The organism is Prochlorococcus sp. MIT 1223, assembly GCF_034092465.1.
GTDB lineage: Bacteria > Cyanobacteriota > Cyanobacteriia > PCC-6307 > Cyanobiaceae > AG-402-N21.
The window spans coordinates 38366-59371 of the sequence record NZ_CP139303.1 but is presented as its reverse complement, the minus strand read 5'-3'; the positions used below and the strand labels follow the sequence as shown (position 1 = coordinate 59371).

18 protein-coding genes are annotated in these 21006 nt (G+C 37.3%); 9 read left to right on the top strand and 9 right to left on the bottom strand.

Going from position 1 to position 21006, the window contains the following annotated elements:
* Window positions 1-44 precede the first annotated feature (44 nt).
* The 4 genes from SOI85_RS00275 to glmU are packed head-to-tail and all read left to right on the top strand — an operon-like array spanning window position 45 to window position 5300.
* Entirely contained in the window at window positions 45-1613 is a 1569-nt protein-coding gene (locus SOI85_RS00275; RefSeq protein ID WP_320664237.1) for a UbiD family decarboxylase, read from the top strand.
* A 56-nt stretch (window positions 1614-1669) separates the two neighbouring features.
* Window positions 1670-2998 carry a 3-phosphoshikimate 1-carboxyvinyltransferase gene (gene aroA / locus SOI85_RS00270; RefSeq protein ID WP_320664236.1) on the top strand — a complete coding sequence of 443 codons (1329 nt, stop codon included), beginning with the start codon at window positions 1670-1672 and terminating at the stop codon, window positions 2996-2998.
* 5 nt (window positions 2999-3003) lie between these two features.
* The gene (locus SOI85_RS00265) at window positions 3004-3921 is read left to right on the top strand and encodes a tRNA (5-methylaminomethyl-2-thiouridine)(34)-methyltransferase MnmD (protein WP_320664235.1); all 918 of its coding nucleotides are present in this window, start codon (window positions 3004-3006) and stop codon (window positions 3919-3921) included.
* A gap of 32 nt (window positions 3922-3953) precedes the next feature.
* On the top strand, window positions 3954-5300 hold the full coding sequence (gene glmU, locus SOI85_RS00260) for a bifunctional UDP-N-acetylglucosamine diphosphorylase/glucosamine-1-phosphate N-acetyltransferase GlmU (protein ID WP_320664234.1): 1347 nt from the start codon (window positions 3954-3956) through the stop codon (window positions 5298-5300).
* 3 nt (window positions 5301-5303) lie between these two features.
* Here glmU and SOI85_RS00255 read toward each other — a convergent pair whose 3' ends face one another.
* The 4 genes from SOI85_RS00255 to menD are packed head-to-tail and all read right to left on the bottom strand — an operon-like array spanning window position 5304 to window position 11003.
* Window positions 5304-6707: a UDP-N-acetylmuramoyl-tripeptide--D-alanyl-D-alanine ligase gene (locus SOI85_RS00255; protein ID WP_320664233.1), complete on the bottom strand. Its 1404-nt coding sequence runs from the start codon at window positions 6705-6707 to the stop codon at window positions 5304-5306.
* Between the two features lie 38 nt (window positions 6708-6745).
* Entirely contained in the window at window positions 6746-8206 is a 1461-nt protein-coding gene (glgA, locus tag SOI85_RS00250; RefSeq protein WP_320664232.1) for a glycogen synthase GlgA, read from the bottom strand.
* A gap of 56 nt (window positions 8207-8262) precedes the next feature.
* Window positions 8263-9153, bottom strand: a complete 891-nt coding sequence (menB, locus tag SOI85_RS00245; protein WP_320664231.1) for a 1,4-dihydroxy-2-naphthoyl-CoA synthase — start codon at window positions 9151-9153, stop codon at window positions 8263-8265.
* Window positions 9154-9158: 5 nt separating this feature from the next.
* On the bottom strand, window positions 9159-11003 hold the full coding sequence (gene menD / locus SOI85_RS00240) for a 2-succinyl-5-enolpyruvyl-6-hydroxy-3-cyclohexene-1-carboxylic-acid synthase (RefSeq protein WP_320664230.1): 1845 nt from the start codon (window positions 11001-11003) through the stop codon (window positions 9159-9161).
* Between the two features lie 23 nt (window positions 11004-11026).
* Between menD and lepB the strand changes: the two genes are divergently transcribed.
* Together lepB and SOI85_RS00230 are read left to right on the top strand one after the other, a co-directional pair.
* A complete protein-coding gene (lepB, locus tag SOI85_RS00235) occupies window positions 11027-11617 on the top strand; it encodes a signal peptidase I (protein WP_320664229.1) in 591 nt (196 codons plus the stop codon).
* 45 nt (window positions 11618-11662) lie between these two features.
* Complete coding sequence (locus SOI85_RS00230) at window positions 11663-12013, top strand: DUF760 domain-containing protein (RefSeq protein ID WP_320664228.1); 351 nt, start codon at window positions 11663-11665, stop codon at window positions 12011-12013.
* Here SOI85_RS00230 and SOI85_RS00225 read toward each other — a convergent pair.
* From SOI85_RS00225 to SOI85_RS00205, 5 genes are all read right to left on the bottom strand, one after another.
* A complete protein-coding gene (locus SOI85_RS00225) occupies window positions 12003-13208 on the bottom strand; it encodes a DUF4336 domain-containing protein (RefSeq protein WP_320664227.1) in 1206 nt (401 codons plus the stop codon). The genes SOI85_RS00230 and SOI85_RS00225 overlap by 11 nt on opposite strands.
* Window positions 13209-13210: 2 nt before the next feature.
* Window positions 13211-14080: a metal ABC transporter permease gene (locus tag SOI85_RS00220; RefSeq protein WP_320664226.1), complete on the bottom strand. Its 870-nt coding sequence runs from the start codon at window positions 14078-14080 to the stop codon at window positions 13211-13213.
* Window positions 14073-14873, bottom strand: a complete 801-nt coding sequence (locus tag SOI85_RS00215) for a metal ABC transporter ATP-binding protein (protein WP_320664225.1) — start codon at window positions 14871-14873, stop codon at window positions 14073-14075. Before SOI85_RS00215 ends, SOI85_RS00220 begins: the two co-directional genes overlap by 8 nt.
* The gene (locus SOI85_RS00210; RefSeq protein WP_320664224.1) at window positions 14857-15822 is read right to left on the bottom strand and encodes a metal ABC transporter substrate-binding protein; all 966 of its coding nucleotides are present in this window, start codon (window positions 15820-15822) and stop codon (window positions 14857-14859) included. Before SOI85_RS00210 ends, SOI85_RS00215 begins: the two co-directional genes overlap by 17 nt.
* A 72-nt stretch (window positions 15823-15894) precedes the next feature.
* Window positions 15895-17259, bottom strand: a complete 1365-nt coding sequence (locus SOI85_RS00205; RefSeq protein ID WP_320664223.1) for a YcjF family protein — start codon at window positions 17257-17259, stop codon at window positions 15895-15897.
* 239 nt (window positions 17260-17498) lie between these two features.
* On the opposite strand from SOI85_RS00205, the gene SOI85_RS00200 reads away from it, so the two are divergent.
* The 3 genes from SOI85_RS00200 to thrS are packed head-to-tail and all read left to right on the top strand — an operon-like array spanning window position 17499 to window position 20981.
* The gene (locus tag SOI85_RS00200; RefSeq protein WP_320664222.1) at window positions 17499-18032 is read left to right on the top strand and encodes a hypothetical protein; all 534 of its coding nucleotides are present in this window, start codon (window positions 17499-17501) and stop codon (window positions 18030-18032) included.
* 7 nt (window positions 18033-18039) lie between these two features.
* Window positions 18040-19056: a tryptophan--tRNA ligase gene (gene trpS / locus SOI85_RS00195; RefSeq protein ID WP_320664221.1), complete on the top strand. Its 1017-nt coding sequence runs from the start codon at window positions 18040-18042 to the stop codon at window positions 19054-19056.
* A 2-nt stretch (window positions 19057-19058) separates the two neighbouring features.
* Entirely contained in the window at window positions 19059-20981 is a 1923-nt protein-coding gene (thrS, locus tag SOI85_RS00190) for a threonine--tRNA ligase (protein WP_320664220.1), read from the top strand.
* Window positions 20982-21006 lie beyond the last annotated feature (25 nt).

Below are 21006 nucleotides of genomic sequence, written 5' to 3'. Positions count from 1 at the left end.
GAGTCACAGTAATTAGATGATTAGGCTGGTTGTCTTTTATTCTCATGAATTTTTTTAATAAAGGATACTCCTCTAGAGATCTGAGGGACTTTTTGTCCCTTCTTGAGGATAAAGATCAATTAATAAGAATTAAGGCACCAATTGATCCAAATCTTGAAATGGCCGCGATAAGCGATCGAGTTCTTGGAGCAGGTGGCCCAGCTCTTTTATTTGAAAACGTTATTGGTTCAAAAATGCCTGTTGCCATAAATCTTATGGGGACATTAGAAAGAGTTGTTTGGAGTATGGGATTAGAAAAAGCTGATGAATTAGAAACCTTAGGAGAGAAACTCTCCATTTTGCAGCAACCTAAGCCTCCAAAGAATTTAAGAGAGACTCGAACATTTGGAAATATTCTCTGGGATTTAATTATGGCTAGGCCTGATATAGATCTCATCCCTCCTTGCCATCAAAAAATAATTCATGAAAAGGATTTAAATCTCTATGAACTGCCTTTAATTCGGCCCTGGCCAGGTGACGCGGGAGGGATAATTACGCTTGGATTAGTCATTACCAAAGATCCAGAAACAAAAGTTCCAAATATTGGAATTTACAGACTTCAATGCCAATCAGCAAAAACCATGACGGTCCATTGGTTAAGTGTTAGAGGAGGAGCAAGACACCTTCGAAAAGCAGCAGAGTTAGGAGAAAAGTTGGAAATAGCAATTGCAATTGGTGTTCATCCACTCGTAGTAATGGCTGCGGCGACACCTATTCCAGTTCAATTAAGCGAATGGCTTTTTGCAGGTCTATATGCCGGAGAAGGTATTCGATTGACACGGTGTAAAACAGTTGACTTAAAAGTACCAAGTCACAGTGAAATAGTCCTTGAAGGAACTATTACACCTGGAGAGGAGCTCGACGATGGACCATTTGGAGATCATATGGGTTTTTATGGAGGTGTAGAAAAATCACCACTTATTCGCTTTCATTGCATGACGCAAAAAAATGATCCTATTTTTCTTACAACTTTTAGTGGTAGGCCTCCTAAAGAAGAGGCAATGCTAGCCATTGCACTTAATAGGATTTACACACCAATACTCCGCCAACAAATACCTGAAATAATTGATTTCTTCCTGCCAATGGAGGCACTGAGCTATAAGCTTGCAATCATCTCAATAGACAAAGTATATCCAGGGCAAGCCAAGAGAGCTGCGATGGCTTTCTGGAGTGCTCTTCCTCAATTTACCTACACAAAATTCGTTATAGTTGTCGATTCAACTATTAACATTAGAGATCCAAGACAAGTTATCTGGGTAATTTCCAGTCAAGTTGACCCACAACGTGATTTATTTGTTTTAGAAAATACTCCTTTTGATAGCCTGGATTTCGCTAGTGTGGATATAGGATTAGGTGGAAGATTAGCAATTGACGCGACAAGAAAAATTGGACCGGAGATAAATCATGAGTGGGGAGAGCCTCTTAATAGGTCAGAAGAACTTGAAAGAAAGATAACTGCAAAAATGAAAGAAATTGGCCTATCAGACCTAAATAATAAAGAACCTGATCCATCACTATTTGGTTACATAATTGAAGACCTTTTAAACAAGCAAAACCTAATTAATAAGTCATAAATTGCTAAGCTAGCTCAAAGACTAATAAAATATTTAATATCTGAACTTAAAGATCATTGAGAGATCCAAGTAATACGTTTAAGACACGACCACTTCTGCATGGTGGCCATTTATCTGGGAATGTAAAAGTACCAGGAGACAAATCAATCTCTCATAGAGCCCTTTTATTTGGGGCAATCTCAGAAGGCGTTACAAAAATTGATGGCCTATTACCGGCTGAAGACCCTTTAAGTACAGCAAATTGCCTTAGATCAATGGGAGTATCTATTAGCTCCATAGAAAAAGGCCAAATAGTTGAAGTTAATGGAGTCGGTCTAGATGGTTTCCAAGAACCAGAAGAAATTCTTAATTGTGGTAATTCGGGAACAACTATGAGATTAATGCTTGGCTTATTGGTAGGGCGCAAAGGCAGACACTTTGTCTTAACAGGAGACGAATCTCTACGAAATCGTCCGATGAAAAGAGTAAGTCAACCTCTCAAACTAATGGGAGGACTAATAAACGGACGTTCTAACGGAAACCTCGCACCCCTATCAGTAACTGGCAAGAGTCTTCATGGAGCCGTAATAGGTACTCCAGTAGCTAGTGCACAAGTAAAGTCCGCTATAATACTTGCGGCGCTTACTGCAGACGGAGGAACATCTGTTATTGAACCAGCTCGTTCAAGAGATCATAGTGAGAGGATGTTAAAAGCATTTGGAGCCAATATTGAAGTAGGTGGAGAGATGAGTAGACATATAAAGATTTGGCCGGGTTCCAAGTTAAAAGGGCAATCAATAGTCGTACCGGGAGACATAAGCTCCGCTGCATTTTGGCTTGTAGGCGGAGCAATAATACCTGGTTCTAAAATCACAATTGAAAATGTTGGACTAAATCCCACCAGGACTGGAATCATAGAAATAATGAAGAGAATGGGTGCAACCTTCGAATTAATTAATCAAAAAGATATTGCAGGCGAGCCAGTAGGTGACATTGTTGTAGAGCACAATAAGCAATTAAAGCCTTTTAATATTGATGGTGAAATAATACCTCGCCTTGTAGATGAAATCCCAATTCTAACTGTTGCAGCATGCTTCTGTGATGGAGTTAGCAAAATCAGTGGCGCCAGTGAACTTAGAATAAAAGAAACCGACAGACTAAAAGTTATTACTCGACAACTAGCAGCAATGGGAGCCAAGATTGAAGAGCATGACGATGGATTAACCATATATGGTGGACAAAAGCTATATGGATGTGAAGTTGATAGCGAGACTGATCACAGAATTGCTATGAGTCTCGCAATAGCTTCCATAATGGCAGAGAGTGATTCAACGATGGTACGAAGCAATGCGGCTTCTATCTCATACCCTGACTTCTGGGATGAGTTAAGTCGCCTACTTATCTAGTAACCTTGGCAACGAATGTTCTAGGTGAGTTAACAGCCATCACTACAAATGATGGTAGCTTAAGTTTCAAGAATAGTTATTATCAAGAGGCCTATCATGACATAAATGGGGCAAGAAAAGAGTCAATGGAAAAATTTATTGCTCCTGCCGAGATTAATCGATTTCTTAATATTCCAACTATAAGAGTACTAGATGTTTGTGTTGGTCTCGGATATAATCTTGGTTGTTTAGTAGAAGAGATTCTAGAAACACCTATAAGTATAAATTGGTGGGGGCTAGAGATAGATCAACGTCCTATGTCTACTGCTCTTAAAAATAAGGCATTTAGAAAAAGCTGGCATTCTTCTGTTCTAGAAGTACTGGAATCAACAAGTGATATAGGCAATTGGGAAAAAGGTAGAAGTCATGGAAAAGTTATCTGGGGTGATGCGAGAAAAACAATTGACCTCATACCTAGTTCAGACAAATTCGATCTAATCTTTCAAGATGCTTTCTCTCCTAGAAAATGTCCAAATTTATGGACTGAAGAATTTCTAAAGAGACTTGCTAAGAGGCTAGCTCCGAACGGTCGATTAATTACATATTCGAGTTCAGCCTCAATAAGAGGAAGCCTCCTTAGGGCTGGTTTGACTTTAAGGTCAATTAAGCCAGAAACAAGTTCGAAAGAGAAGTGGAGCCTCGGAACAACTGCAATATTGCCAAGCCTCAATCAGGAAGAAGAAGCACAGACAAAGACATTAAGGCCTTTGACCAGAATGGAAAAGGAGCATTTAAAGACATCCGCAGGCGTACCTTTTCGCGATCCAAGTGGATGTGGAAGTGTTGAAGAAATCCTTAAACGTAGAGAAAAAGAGCAAATAGAGGCAGACTTACCTAGCACTAGTTCATGGAAAAAACGTTGGAACCTGATGCAATCCCGCTAACCTAAATTTTATAACTGAGAAATTCAATTCACATGCTAGCAATTGCAATATTAGCGGCCGGGAAAGGGACGAGAATGAAAAGCAAGCTTCCAAAAGTCCTTCTAAAGCTTGCAGGAGTGAGCCTAGTAGAAAGAGTAATCTCATCTTGCGAAAAAATTAAGCCAGACAAAAGCTTTCTAGTAATTGGTCATCAAGGAGAAAGAGTAAAAGAATCCCTTACTAAATTCAATTCGATCGAATTTGTAAATCAACAGCCTCAAAATGGGACTGGACATGCAGTTCAACAGTTAATACCATTTCTTAAAAATTTTGAGGGTGAGCTTATCGTCCTCAATGGAGATGTACCTCTTCTTCAAGCATCAACCATTAAAGAACTTTTGAATCAACATCGTTCTTCTAACGCAGACGTAACACTTTTAACTTCTAGGACAAGCAATCCAAAAGGCTATGGAAGAGTTTTCACCAATGGGAGTAAAGAAGTGCATAAAATAATTGAAGATAAAGACTGTAATGAAGAACAACGAGAAAACAAGCTTACAAATTCAGGGATCTATTGTTTTAACTGGAAAAAGCTCAAGGAAGTCCTCTCATTGCTCTCCAATAAAAATGCACAGAGTGAACTATATATAACTGACGCAATAGGTCATTTAGGAAAAGCAATCCATTTTGAAGTTGTCGATCAGAGAGAAGTCAGCGGAGTTAATGATCGTATCCAAATGGCAAAATGTGAATCATATCTACAAGAAAGATTGCGTAATTATTGGATGAATGAAGGCGTAACTTTTACAGATCCTAAAAGTTGTACAATTTCAGAAAATTGCACATTTGGCAATGATGTAATTATCGAGCCTCAGACCCATCTAAGAGGTAATTGCAAAATTGGTGATGATTGCCTACTAGGTCCAGCAACCTTAATTGAAGACTCCATTATTGGAAATAAGGTAAGAGCCATTCAGTCAGTCATCAGAACATGCATCATAAAAAACAATGTACATATAGGTCCTTTTGCGCATATCAGACCTGAAGTGTCGATTGAAAACAATTGCAAAATAGGAAATTTTGTAGAGCTTAAAAAAAGCTCTATCAGAGAGGGTACAAGCATAAGTCACCTAAGTTATATAGGTGATGCTGATGTAGGTAGCAATGTAAATATTGGAGCAGGAACAATCACGGCTAATTATGATGGTCAAAACAAAAACAAAAGTATTATTGGGGATAACACCAAAACTGGTGCTAATTCAGTTTTAGTTGCTCCTATCCAAATAGGGGCCAATGTGACGATAGGAGCAGGGTCAACAATCACTAAAGATGTCCCAAGCCAATCCTTAGTAGTCGAAAGAAGCAGGCAAATCACCAGAGAGGGATGGAAAATTATTTAACGACTAGAGAAAGTTTTTTAGTAAAGGAATCAATCCTTCAAGCTCAACACTTCTACTAGCTTTAAGCAAAACAGTATCACCAGGGATGAGCCAACTGATCAAGTATTTAAAAGACTCTTCAATAGAAGAAACTACTTTAAAAGTTTGCAAAGATTTCGCAGCAATTGACATGGCTTCAGATTCAACACCATCTCCAATAAAAATCAATCCATCTAAAGACAAATCAATAGCTAATTCAGCAATTTGGCAATGGAATGAAAAGCTATGCTCTCCTAATTCACGCATCGCTCCAAGAACGGCAAAATGTCGGCCGGGTCTGGCAACCAACAATTTCATAGATGCAATTACTGATTCAGGAGACGAGTTATAGGTCTCATCCAAAACTGTAATTCCACCAATATTTAAGGAACAATTTCGACCAGAAGGTGTTTGAATATTTAGTTTTGGAATTTGACTCAAATTCATTCCAAGCTCCTTTGCAACTCCTAAAGCAAGCATGAAATTCATAGCATTATGCATTCCTCCAAAAGGCACTTTAAATATCGTGTCTTCAACTTTTAAAAGACTATCTATTACAGAAAAGTCTCCCTGAAAATCAACATCTTGATCTTTTAAGGGTAAATGATCCAAACAGTTCTCAATATGTTCAGGGAAATAATTTTTGATGCCAATTTTTAAAATTCTTCCATTCCAGCAATCATTAAGGACTTCCTCAAGCAATTGATCATAAGCCGGAATAATAACTACGCCTGTAGACTTTAAATTCGTAGTTATCTCACATTTGGCTATGGCAATATTCCGACGACTACCAAGTCTACCTATATGAGCATTACCAATATTTGTAATTACAGCGATGTCTGGCTCTGTGCAACGAGAAAGCCTCTCTATTTCACCAAAGCCACGCATGGCCATTTCTACTACAACTGCAGCATTATCCAAGTCAGCCTGAAACAGCGTCAGAGGGACTCCTATATCATTATTATTATTATTTTGAGTAGAGGTAATAAGGCCTAAAGGTTTCAGGATCTCTTTAATCATTTCTCTTGTTGTTGTTTTACCCACTGATCCCGTTATTGCTATGACAGGGACTCGCAAGTTGCGTCTATGTAATAAAGCAAGCTGTTGATATGCATCAAGAGTATCCTCAACAACCCAATGTAAAAATTTGCTTGGTATCTTCAACTTAGATTTTTTTGAAACCACTGCGGCCTGAGCTCCCTTACTAAAGGCTTCAGGAAGGAATTCATGGCCGTCAAATCTTTCCCCGATTAAGGGAACAAAGAAACTACCTTCTATCAGACTTCTAGTATCAATACATACTGGACCAAGAGGAGTCGAAAAATCTGGACACTCCTCATATGTAGCTTGTCCCCAAAGTTCATTCAGTTTTTCAAGATTTATACTCAAAAGTAAGCTCTCTTATGTGACAAACAGGAAAGAGAAATCTAACTATTCTTATCAACTTTTCGAGAAGGATCCGCTTCTTGCCCTACAGAAAATTTTTCCACTTCAGCAGCATCAGGTGAAGGCTCTTTAATTCCACAAACATCCTTATACATAGTCTCATACTCTTTTGCAGATCTATCCCAACTATATTTTTGCCTCATGGCTCGTATTTGTAATTCCCTCCATGTCTTACGATGTCTAAAAGCTTCCCAAGATCTAACAAGAGCTGTATAAAAATCTATGGGTTCAAATCTATCAAAACAAAAACCTGTTCCAGCTCCATTTATCGGATCATGGGGTTCAACTGTGTCAACAAGACCTCCTACTTTTCTAACAATAGGTATAGAGCCATAACGCATGGCTAATAGTTGACTAATACCACATGGCTCAAATCGACTCGGCATCAAGAAAGAATCTGTTCCACCATAGATCAACCTAGACAAAGCATCATCATAAGTAAGAAATACAGCAAATCGGCCTGGATAATCTGTAGCCAATTGCCAAAGTCCCGACTCTAAGTCACGATCACCGGTCCCAAGTACGACAATCTGTGAATCGGTATAAGCTAAAAGTCTATTAGCGACCTGTAACAAAAGATCGACCCCTTTTTGATCAACCAATCGTCCCACCATGCCCATTAAATATTTCTCAGAGTCAACTTCTAATCCCATTTGTTCCTGAAGTACTTTTTTATTGGATTTTCTTTTCTCAAGGTCTTTATAGCTAAAATTTACCGGCAATGCTTTATCCGTAGAAGGATCCCAATCTTCCAAATCAATTCCATTCAATATTCCACGGAGTTTGCCAGAAACATAGTTAAGCAACCCCTCCAGTTTTTCGCCGTATTCGGAGGTTCTAATCTCTCTTGCATAGGTAGGAGAAACAGCATTGACTCTATCGGCATAAAGCATTGCTGCTGCCATTGTGTGGTCCCCATGCATATACCAAGGACACCATGTCATCCTATCTAATTTCCAACGCCAAGGTCCCTGGTATTTGAGATTATGAATTGTGAAAACTGTGCTTATTTCTGGATCTTGGTGCATCCAGACTGGAATCATGCCTGTATGCCAATCATGGCAATGCAACACTTGGGGCTTCCAAAAATTCCAAGAGAACTCTGCAACCGCACTTGCAAAGAAAGTAAATCTCCAATCTTCGTCATCGCCTCCATAAATTCTTTCAGGATCAAAAACAGGATGACCAACTAAATACATGCACAAACCATTTGATGGATGCTGAGTTTCATAAACAGAAAAATCAGACCCCATAGTGTGACCATAAAAGACAGGTTCATTAGGGATATCTAATGAACTCCAAAGCTTGCTATATCCAGGAATAATTATCCTGACATCATGCCCAAGTTTTGACAACGCAGGGGGAAGAGAACCCACAACATCGCCCATGCCACCGACCTTGATCATGGGAGCGCATTCAGCAGCAGCGAAAAGTATCTCCATTTAAGTTTTTTTTTCGAAACGAACTAAAGAAACAAAATAATTAAATTGAATTTGTTTCATGGCAACCATCCAGATTCAGGGAAGTTAGGTTTTCTCTTTTGAAGGAAGGCATTGCGACCTTCTTTCGACTCTTCAGTGCGATAAAAGAGATGTGTCGCTTGGCCTGCCAATTCTTGCAAGCCAACTAAACCATCAACCTCCGCATTAAATGATGCTTTTAAGCATCGAATAGCAGTTGGACTGTGCTGCATTATCTCCCTACCCCATAGGACTCCTTCATTTTCAAGCTTATCAATCTTTGTGATCCCATTAACAAGTCCCATCTTCAAAGCTTCCTTAGCATTGTACTGCCTGCATAAAAACCAAATCTCCCTAGCTTTTCTCTGGCCTACAACTCTTGCAAGATATCCAGCTCCAAATCCTCCATCAAAGCTTCCAACTTTTGGACCAGTTTGACCAAAGACTGCATTCTCAGAAGCCAAACTAAGGTCACATAATAAATGAAGGACTTGGCCTCCACCAATCGCATAACCAGGGACTAATGCAATAACAACCTTTGGGAGACTGCGAATTATACGCTGCAAATCAAGAACGTTTAAACGCGGTAAACCATCCTCATCTAGGTAACCGCCATCTCCTCTAACGCTTTGATCTCCCCCAGAACAAAAAGCAAAACCTCCGTCTTTTGAAGGCCCTACACCGGTAAAAAGGACCACTCCAATTCGATTATCATCTCGAATTTTTATAAAAGCATCACATAGTTCAATAATTGTTTTTGGGCGAAAAGCGTTTCTTTTCTCTGGGCGATTAATAGCCACTCTTGCAATCCCCTCATCAGATTTATCTAAAAAAATATCCTCATAACTTCCCCATTTTTCCCAAGAAATTATTGACTCTCCTGGAAGAACCTGTCTTGAAAAAAGTTTGTCGTCAAAATTATTTGCCATATTTTCTAATGCTCATGTGCTTTATTTTGAATAATGCTATTAAGATGATCATTTAGTCCGGATCTCAAGTCAATCCGTAATTTCTTGTCTTGAAGAACATTTGTACAAACACGCAACAATATAGGTTCATTCATATATAAACCCCATTCTAATGCAGATTTCAAATCCTCAAGAGTTGAAACTTGTCTATATGGAATATCGTGAGCAGAAGCGATTCTTAGATGGTCAATATTCTGAGGCATAGAAAAAAGGTTTTCAAAATCGCCACGGGGCAATTTATTTATATCTAACTGGCTGAATATGCCTCCACCACCATTATCAATTAAAAGAACTATCAGCGGAGGTTTTAAAGGACTTGAAAATAGCCAACCATTACTGTCATGAACTAAAGCCAAGTCCCCTGTCACTAAAACAATTGGACCATTGGCTATAGCTAATCCCATAGCCATAGATAAAGTCCCATCGATTCCAGAAGCACCTCTAAGCCCAAAACATCTCCTAGAAAAAGATTCTTTACCAGAGAAAGAGATCCAATCTCTTATGGGAGTACTCGAAGAAAGCATTATATTTATTTTTTTGGGCAATAATTTTGCGATCCATTTTGCTAACAAAGGTTCAGAAATTTGTGATTCGAAGTGCAGTTTTTTATTAATCCATAAATCAATTATTGAATCCAACTGTGTAATTTCATCGAAAAAAACTTTTGATGAAATGTTTGTTTTTTTTTCTCCAGTCTCTTTAGCAGATAAGAATTCTTTAACCCAATTAATCAATCCGAAACTATATTGTTGAGCAATTCCAAGCGGATCCAAATAACGCTTATCGCCCTCAGTAATAATAATTTGTTTTCTATTTAATCGTTTAAGCCAATTTTCTAAAACACGACTTGAAGGCAAAGGCCCTAACCTCAAAATATTTAACCCATCTTTTTGCCTCAAAAATCCAGAATCTATTAAAAGCTCCCAATTATAAACCAAACCTGCTTGAGTAATATCAATTCCTGAAAGAGGATCAGCAAAAATTGGCCATCCAGAAATCAATTGATATCTCTTAAGCGCTTCCTGAAACGATGGTAAGTCTTTTGCAAGTCCTCTCCAGGGACCAGCAATAATTATCCCTGAGCTAAATGGATCAAAATCATTGAAATTAAATGAAAATTCACTATTAGGTAAATTTTGTATTTCTAAGGAAGGTATTATCTTATTTTTTGCTTGAGAGTCGAACTCTGACCAGGCTTCTTGCTGCTCATTAAATGAGGCATATAAAGGTTCTTCAATGGGTATATTGCAGTGCACTGGTCCCGGATGATTATGTGCTTTTTCCCACGCTCGATTAACAAAAGCTAATTGTGAATGACTTCCCCAACAGTGAATACCTTCTGCAGGTCCTTCCTCTAATGATCTACAAACTGAGCTTAAGAAATCTTCTTGGTTAACCGTTTGATTTGCTCCACAATTTTTTAATCTCAAAGGTCTATCCGCCGTTAAGAAAATCAAAGGTTGACTCGATCTATCTGCTTCAACGGCAGCCGGGAGAAGATTTGCTACTGCAGTCCCTGAGGTCGTTATGACCATTGAGGCTTTACCAATACCTTTACTTATTCCTAAACCTAAAAAAGCAGCGGATCTTTCATCAACTGAAGTGATGAGATTTACTGCTCTTTTCTCTGCAAGTCCGCCTGCTGCTATAGCAAGCGGACCAGAACGACTACCAGGGCAAATAACTATATATTTCAAACCATTTGCTATAAAAGCTTGTAAAAGCTTTATGGAGGCGAATAAATTTGAGCGTGCTATAGACAGAGGAAAAGATGTAACTATCCCAATACTCGGACAAAATTGCTCATTCATAAATATTTAAAGGAAAGTTTTAAATGTCAAATTCACAAACAAATGAATCTTCTAAGAGATTTCAAAGCTGGCGTAACTTTTTAATTTGGTTGATCCTTGCACTTTTGCTTAGATGGCAAGTAATGGAACCCAGATGGATTCCGTCTGGATCCATGCTTCCCACTTTGCAAATACACGACAAAATACTCATTGAGAAAATTCGTCCTCGATTAACTCTTTCGACTCATAATCATCTAGATAAAAACACTCTAATTGTCTTTGCTCCCCCAGAAGCACTGGTAGAAGCTGGGTACGAAAAGAATTCTGCATTAATAAAAAGAGTTATAGGCCTCCCTGGTGATCAAATAGAAGTTCATGAAGGAAAACTTTTTCTAAACGAAAAATTAATTGAAGAACCATGGGTTGCGGAACCTATTAAATACAAGATGGGTCCAATAATTGTTCCAGAAGACTCACTCTGGGTATTAGGAGACAATAGAAATAACAGTCTTGATTCTCATATTTGGGGCCCTTTACCTGAGAGAAACGTTATTGGAACTGCTTTTTTAAGGTATTGGCCGTTAGGAAAATTTGGGTTTATACGGGAGACCACCCCTGGCCAATATGAGCGATAGGCCCATATTGCGATATGGTTAGGAAGTGATGAAGAGCACACTGGGATGTTCAACCCGGAGTTTTTGACTACAGACAACAATGATGCACAGGAATCTAATGCATTAATTCAATATCTTCAGGAACAATCACCTGATGTTCTACAAAGAGTGGCCAAGTCGGCGAGTAATGATATACAAGACATCATTCGCCACAATGTTCAAGGCCTTTTAGGAATGCTTCCTGGAGAGCACTTTGATGTAAAGGTAACTTCATCAAGAGATCAATTTGCAAGCCTTCTGGCTTCAGCAATGATGACTGGTTATTTTTTACGTCAAATGGAACAAAGAAAAGAATTAGAAGAATCCTTAATCACGGATGAAGAAATGTCAATTGATCCAGATGAACTTAATCATTAAATGATTTAAGAGGGTTTTCAGGGACAACTCCAAAGTTCAATAATTTTTTATCTAGCCAATCAAGAAAGGTCCAATTGCCTTCTCCTTGAGCCCATATTCTCCTGTTAATTTTTTTCTTCAACTGAATAGCTTGATTTCTAGAAAATTTAACAGGTGCATTGTAATGAGAAGAGATTAACCATTTGAGCCCTCTACAAGATCCGACCTTATCAAGCCATGACACAAAAGTATCTTTGGCTCTTGGAAAAACAAGTCTCTCAATAACTGGTGCAATTTGCACAAGAGAATCTCTTTCTCCAACAAGATTGCTAGCAGATTCTTCCCACCCTTTCTCCCAGTTAAAAGGATAAATTCCAAAATGAGCACTCGGGTTTCGAAGGCCAGGCTTAAAAGATTTACTAAAAACGTCAAGCAATGAGGGAATAGAAAGTTTTGCAGGTTTCAAGAAAGAAGAAAACAACACAAGTCTTCTCCAACCCTTAATTCTTGCTTCATAGCTATCTACAAGAGGTTCTTCTCCGCTTTCCCGTGAATGGAACAAAAGAGGGGTCGGATCTAACTCAAACAACTTTGGAGGACTCGCACTAATCCCAACCAACGCATCAGTAACAAGCAAAGAATTAGAAGATCTGTGATAACAAGAAACCTCTTGAAATCTTCCCAGGCCAATGTCCAAGGGACCTAGAGAAAACCATTCACATTTATCACTATGAGGTAGTCCATCTTCAAACAATACTCTAGTTTTATTTTGAGGAATTCCAATCCAAGTCAATGGTAAATCAATTGGGAAGCTCCATTGTCCAGGACATATCCATAGATTTGCTTTAGGGAATGCTCTAGATAAAGAGGGGAGAGAGATCTTATGTTCCAATCCAGATGCAGTTGGCAAAACAATATCAATTACAGGTCCATGTTTTCTTTCAAGCTCTGATAACTGATTCAATAATTCAATAGTTGGTGGAAGAGGGTTAAATAACATCAAACCACCTGAAACTTTTATAACAGATAGTCTTATGGGAACAGCAACATAATAAATACCTTGTAGTTGCTCAAAACTCCAAATTTGATTTGGGATTAATTCACTGAAAATTGTTCTTTTTCGCCCATAAGGGTAAAGAGGAAACAAAGGCCACCATGGCCATTCCTGATCCTGATATCGAGTGTCTATTTCACTTTTATTAATATTATTAATCAAACCTATAAAGTCAAAGATGAACGATTTTTAAATATTCCATATCTAGGGGCAAATAAAAATGCTAGTAAAAAAATTAATGTCTGAACCAGAACTATTGAACCTCCTGTTTCAATATCTGACCAGTAGCTAATATATACTCCAAGAACACTGGACACAACACTACTTATAACGGCCAGAATAGTCATTCTATCAAACTTATCAGTAAGTAAATATGCAGTTGCTCCAGGGGTTATAAGCATTGCAACAACCAAAATAATGCCAACAGTTTGAAGTCCTATAACAGCCGAAAGGCTTAAAACCGATAAGAGTAAATAATGAATTAATCCAGTATTTATGCCAATAGATCTTGCATGTGTAGGATCAAAGCAATAAAGCATTAAATCTTTTCTAAAGATCAATAAAATAGATACAACTATAAAACAAATAATTATTGTTTGATTAACATCTGACTGAGAAATACCTAGTGGACTTCCGAAAAGAATATGCATCAAATCTATATTACTTTTTATCTTTGAAACAAGTACCAAGCCAAGAGCAAAGAAACCGGTAAAAACTAGCCCTATTACAGTATCTTCCTTAATTCTTGATTTCTGCTTTACAAAGCCTATTAACGCAACAGAACCAACCCCGAAAACAAATGCTCCAACGGAAAATGGAATTCCTAAAGCATATGCAATTACTACGCCAGGCATAACTGCATGAGAAACTGCATCGCCCATCAAAGCCCAACCTTTTAATGTCATATAGCAAGACAAAAGTCCGCAAACAGCACCTACGAGAGCACTAACCATAAGAGCTCTTCTCATAAACTCATGCGAAAGAGGGTCAAACAACAAAGAATAAGGATCTAGGGCTATTAATAAATCAATCATTACTTAACATTTGACTGGACGAACTTGAACCAAAAAGAGGATCAGGAGGTAATCCACCAAAAGTCATACTTAAATTTTCTCTAGTAAATACTTCTGATGTTTCTCCATATGCCAAAACTGTTTTATTAATGAGAACTACTAAGTCACAAAAATCCCTTACATGACTTAAATCATGAGTTGAAATTAAAATAGTTCTCCCTTCCTGTCTAAATTGAAGGAACAATTGTGCCATTAACTTCTCAGTTGGAACATCAACTCCTGTAAATGGCTCATCAAGCAAAAGAACAGAAGCTCTTTGGGCTATTGCTCTTGCCAAAAAAGCCCTCTTTCTTTGCCCCCCAGAGAGATTGCCTATAGGTCTTGTTCTTAGATCAATTAAATCAACCCTTTCAAGAGCATTCCATACGGCTCTTCTATCAGACTCTCGAGGAATTCTTAGAAAATTCATAGACCCATATAATCCCATCATTACTACATCCCATACACTCACAGGGAAAGAGCAATCAACCCCTTCGCTTTGGGGCACATAAGCAACGGCTTGATCTTTTTGAGCTTGTCCAACATCAACTCCATTTATTTTGATTTTCCCTCTAGATGGACGAACAAAGCCCATTAAAGCCTTGAAAAAAGTAGATTTACCAGCCCCATTCATTCCAACCAGACCACAAATTGAACCTTGCTTTACTTTTAAACTTGCGTCATACAAAGCAACTGTTCCGTTGTAATCAACACATAGTTGATCAGCCTCTATTCTGAAAAGCTTTTCTTGAATTTGTTTATTTTGATAACTCATTGATTTTTTGTAGGTCAGTCGTTAGGCCATCTCTTATAAGACGTACGTTATAACGTTGTAGATCTAGCAAGGTAGGAGCAGGTCCATCTGATTCTGAAAGTGAATCTACAAAAAAACTCCCCCCAAAGGCTGCTCCACTTGCTCTTGCTACTTCTTTCTGTGCTTTAGAGCTAACAGTAGTCTCACAAAATATTGTCGGTATTTGATTTTCTTTAACTATTTTTATTAAGGAAGCCATCCTTTTAGGAGTAACCTGACTCTCAGAATTGACTGGCCATAAAAAAGCCTCTTTCATTCCATAATCTTTAGTTAGATAAGAGAAAGCCCCTTCACATGTAACTAGATATCTTCTCTTTTCTGGAATTGAAGAAATATAATAATTTAATTCTTGATTGAGTATTAAAAGTTGTTTTTTATAATTTAATGCATTTTTAATGAAAATTTCTTCTCCCTCAGGATCCATTTCTGTAAAAGCATCAACAAGTTTATCAACATATAGAATTGTTCTTTTTGGAGACATCCAGGCATGAGGATTAGGTTTACCAGAATATTTATCACCATCAATCAAGACTGGATCCATACCATCTGTTAAGACCACAGTCTTAACATTTCCAAGACTAGAAGTAAACTTTCTTATCCATGATTCAAGTCCTAATCCATTCTCTATAATCAAGTCAGCATTCTTGGCTTTAACAAGATCGCTAGGTGTAAATTGATAAGTATGTATTTCAGCGCCTGGCTTAGTGATAGACCTGACAATAAATCTATCGCCGGAAACATTTTTTGCTATATCTGCAAGGACTGTAAACGTAGTAAGAGCAATAGGTTTTTTAGCCTTTTTGTTTTCAATTATCTTTATCTTTTGCAGCGAACAAGATGATACAAAGATAGCTAAAAGAAAAAAATAAAATATATTCAATTTAGCAAAAATCTTTCTATTCTTATTCATAGTTGTAATTCCCATAGAAAATTAAATAGTAAATATTGATTATTTAAGATCACGGTAGAAGATTAATTCAAATTAAGCTTCTACGATTTCACTATTACTATTATCTCCAACTTGTAATTCTATCCAATCCTTTCCTTGCTTTAGAAAACGTCTCCAATCGACACGTTCTTGTTCTGCAGCATTTGAAACTAATTGAGACACTTGTTGGTTTAATAATTCCAAATCGGGTTCAGATAGTCCATTATTTATAGCCATCCAATCGGCCATTGAACGACCTACAACTCTTGTTAAATAAGCTGCACTCAATGCTTGCATAGAGCCTGCAGCTATCCAACTTGTTCCATCCAGTTTTGCAACTCCTAAAAGTGCTTGACCGCTCCATTCAACTACTCCTTGAGCAACTGCCGCACAAGCAAGTTGGCGTGCAACTGCCTGAAGAAGTTCTGGATTCATTTTGCATGACCAAATTTTGGCCATTTCATTAATCATTAATCCATTAACAACTGCGACAGACAAAAGATCTCCGCTAGGGAGAGGAGAGGCAAATACAGCACTAGCTACTATCCATTGAGACCGGTTTTGCAGAAGCTTAAATTTCTCTCTTCTTAATTGCTCTAAATCAGATTGCCAGGAAGAATGTAACCTTGATAACAATCTTTGCTTGGTTGAATCAATATTAATTTTAGGCTTATCTAAAACCCTGCGAATAGGACTTAAAACATTTTTCATTTCTTCATTTGGCATATTCCATCTAATAATTCTTGAAGACCATCTTTCCGGCAGCTGAGCCTGGAGATCCTTAAGTTGGTCAGTCCAAGAAGCGCAATCCTCCCAAGAAATCATCAACCATGATGGTTGATCTTCTGGAATTTTCTTTAACCAAAGCAGATCAACAGCTCTTAGAGGAACAGGTAAAACATAAATAATCGCGTCTTGCTCAACAAGTGATTGAGGTAATTGCCAAAGATCATCTCTTATAGGTAAAGAAGTGTTATATGAAAGATTTAAAGATTGAGTAACTGATAAAGCAGTGCTTACCTCTGATTTCTCAGGATATGCAATCTCTGAAGTACCTGTAAAAGAAACCTTTTGAGGAAATGATCTATCAAGTATTTCCTCAAGAGACTTAACTCTTTTTTTTCTATTTCTTAAAAAATCTTCTTGTCCTTCCAAAAATTCAAATTGTTCAAGCACTTCGTTACATCGGCTTATCCAACCTTGAACAGAAGAAGGAGCCTTAAAAGAGGGTTTCGCAGGTTGAAGGAAGTACCAAGCCCCAAAACCCACAACAAGAATTCCAATTCCTCCTCCAGGGATATGAGCCACATCACTTATTAACCATTGGCCAATCAGGACGGAACCTAATAGGGTTCCAACTTTCGCCAAGGGAAGGACCTTTGTATTTAAAGGGAATGAAAGAGATGAAAAATTTTTCACAAAATTCATTGGTTCAACATCTTCTTAGCTCATATACAGATTAAAGCAAACACATGGGCTCTAAGCCCTTACAAATCCATGTTTTTACTTTAATTACTAATTATTTATTGAAATATTTTCGCATTAGGAATTGATTAAATTGATTCGAGGAAATGTGAATCTGCTGAAGGATGAGGTGAATTTATCCCATAAAACCGCAAAATGAGTCACACTTTCTTTTATTAATTAGGCTTAAAGCCATGGGTGACTCTTACAGCGATCCTAGAAGTGGAAGGAACTTCGAGAACAGTCGTAATGATTCAAGAAGTGGCTTTAAGGGAGGGAGAGGCCAAGGGAATAGAGATGGAGGGGGTTTCAGGATTAGATTAAGTGAAAATGAAATGCGTTCTGCACGCTCTCTTCAAGAGGCTTTCAATCTTCGCTCAACTGTGGCAGTTCTTGGATTTGCTTTAAGGACTCTGGGAGAGATGCTTGAACAGGGAAAATTGGAAGATCTTCTTAATGAATATCGATCTGAAGGAACAAGCTCAGACAGCAGAAGAAGTCATAATTTTAGAAATAATAGAAATAACGATCAAAATAGAAACTCTTTTTCAAATAGTCCTAAACCAAATCCATTTGAAAGGCCCTCCAAACCTCAAGAACAAATAAATAATACTAATCAAGAATCACCAGAAGATATCTCTAAAAAGTCATCTAAAAATGAAAGTGAAGCACTTAATCAAGATGCAATTTCTACTGAAGAAAATAAAATTGATATTCCCTCAGACTAAATAATTCATGCATCAAAAACGTGTTTTATCTGGCGTTCAACCTACCGGATGCCTTCATATAGGTAATTGGCTAGGAGCTATTCGCAATTGGGTGGAGCTGCAAGAGGAACACGAAACTTTTGTTTGTGTTGTTGATTTACATGCTATTACAACTCCCCATGACCCCAAAACATTAGCCAAAGAAACAAATTCCACCGCCGCCCTATACCTTGCATGTGGAATGAATCCGGAAAAGTCATCTATTTTCATTCAAAGTCAGATTCCCGCTCATAGTGAACTCTGCTGGATTCTCAATTGCTTAACTCCTTTGAACTGGATGGAAAGAATGATTCAATTCAAAGAAAAATCAATTAAGCAAGGAGATAATGTTTCTATAGGACTTTTGGACTACCCAGTATTAATGGCAGCAGATATTCTTTTATATGATGCAGACTTAGTTCCTGTAGGAGAAGACCAAAAGCAACATCTAGAACTTGCAAGAGATATTGCTCAACAAAGAATTAATGCTAGATTCTCTACAAAAGAGAATAATATTTTAAAAGTTCCAAAACCTTTAATAATAAAAGAAGGTGCAAAAGTTATGAGTCTTACTGATGGAACGAATAAAATGAGTAAAAGTGATTCTAATGAATTCAGCAGAATTGCATTACTTGATCCTCCTGATCTTATAACAAAAAAAATCAAACGAGCAAAAACTGATTCTGAAATTGGATTAGAATTTAATAATCCTAAAAGACCTGAAGCAAGTAACCTTTTATCTATTTATTCAATACTTAGTGGGAAAGCTCCACAAATAGTTTCTGAAGAATGCGCTGACATGGGTTGGGGAAAATTCAAGCCTCTCTTAAGTGAAGTTCTAGTATCAGCACTTGAACCAATTCAAATAAAATATAAAGAGCTTATTCAAGATCAAACAGAATTAGATAAAATACTGGAAAAAGGTAGATTACGTGCAGACGAAATCTCTAGAAAGACTCTAAATAGAGTAAAAGAATCAATAGGATTTCTCAATAGAGATTATTAATCATGCCTAAGATAACTCTTCCTGACGGTACTATAAAATCATTTGAGAAACCAGTCACAACAATGGAAGTTGCTGAAGAGATTGGTCCTGGACTAGCTAAAGCCGCTTTAGCGGGGGAAGTAAATGGAGAACTTTTAGATACATGTATTCCTATCAAATCAGATTCAATTTTAAGAATAATTACATCAAAAGATAAAGAAGGTCTCGAGATAATTCGCCACTCATTTGCACATCTTATTGGGCACGCGGTGAAACAACTTTATCCAGACGCAAAGATGGCGATAGGTCCTGTAATAGAAGATGGTTTTTATTATGATATTTCTTACAAAGATACATTTACTCCTGAAGACCTTGAGAAGATAGAAGCCAGAATGAAGGAACTTGTTGATCAAAATTATAATATTTTTGTTGAAATAGTTTCCAAAGAGGAAGCTAAAAATACATTTATTAGTAGAGATGAAGATTACAAACTTGAGATAGTTAATGAAATCCCATTAAATGAAACAATAAAGCTATATAAGCATCAAGAATATACTGATATGTGTAGAGGTCCTCATGTACCTAACACCTCTCATTTAAGAGCATTTAAATTATTAAAAGTTGCAGGAGCATATTGGCGTGGAAATTCGGATAATGAAATGCTACAAAGAATTTATGGAACTGCCTGGAGAAGTTCAAAAGAGCTAAATCTTTATATAAAAAATATAGAGGAAGCAGAGAAAAGAGATCATAGAAAACTAGCTAAAAAGCTATCATTATTTCATACTCAGGAAGAAGCTCCTGGTATGATTTTTTGGCATCCAAATGGCTGGGCAATATATCAAGTACTTGAAAAATATGTTAGGGAAGTATTAGTTAAAAATGACTATAAAGAGATAAGGACTCCGCAAGCTGTTGATAGATCGCTCTGGGAAAAATCTGGACATTGGGAAAAATTTAAAGAGGACATGTTTACTACAACTTCAGAAAACAGAGAATATGCCATAAAGCCTATGAATTGCCCATGCCATGTTCAAGTCTTTAATCAAGGGTTAAAAAGTTATAGAGACCTTCCAATAAGACTTGCAGAATTTGGCTCTTGTCACAGGAATGAACCTTCTGGATCATTGCATGGACTAATGAGAGTAAGAAACTTTACTCAAGATGATGCTCATATCTTTTGCTCAGAAGAACAAGTTCAAACAGAAGTTACAGAATTCATAGATCTTGTTTTCGAAGTTTATAAATCATTTGGGTTTGATTCTATTTTAATAAAATTATCTACAAGGCCAGAAAAGCGTGTTGGCACTGATGAAGTCTGGGACAAGTCTGAAAAGGCTCTTTCAGACGCTTTAGATTCAAAGGGGCTTGAATGGTCTTTACTGCCAGGAGAAGGTGCATTTTATGGGCCAAAGATAGAGTTCTCCTTAAAGGATTGTCTTAATAGAGTTTGGCAATGCGGCACAATACAAGTCGACTTTTCAATGCCTGAAAGACTTGGAGCTTCATACATAAATGAGCTAGGAGATAAAGAAGTTCCTGTAATGCTTCATCGAGCAATCTTAGGATCATTTGAGAGGTTTATTGGCATTTTAATTGAACATTATGCTGGTTTATTTCCTGTTTGGTTAGCACCTGTTCAAGTTATTGTTATGGGAATTACAGACAGGAATAATAATGCTTGTGTAGCAACTACAAAATCATTAAGTCAACATGGTTTCAGGGTCGAATCTGATCTTAGGAATGAAAAGATTGGGCTAAAGATAAGAGAAAGCACAATAAGAAAAATTCCATACTTATTAATTATTGGAGATAAGGAAGAAAAGAGCAATCAGGTATCTTTAAGAACAAGAGAGGGAAAAGATTGCGGGTCTTTTGATTTAGAAGAAGTAATTTCAATAATTGATCAAGCAATCTCACTCAAAGGCTTAAAAATAAAGAATTGATAATTATTCTACTTAATTTTATATT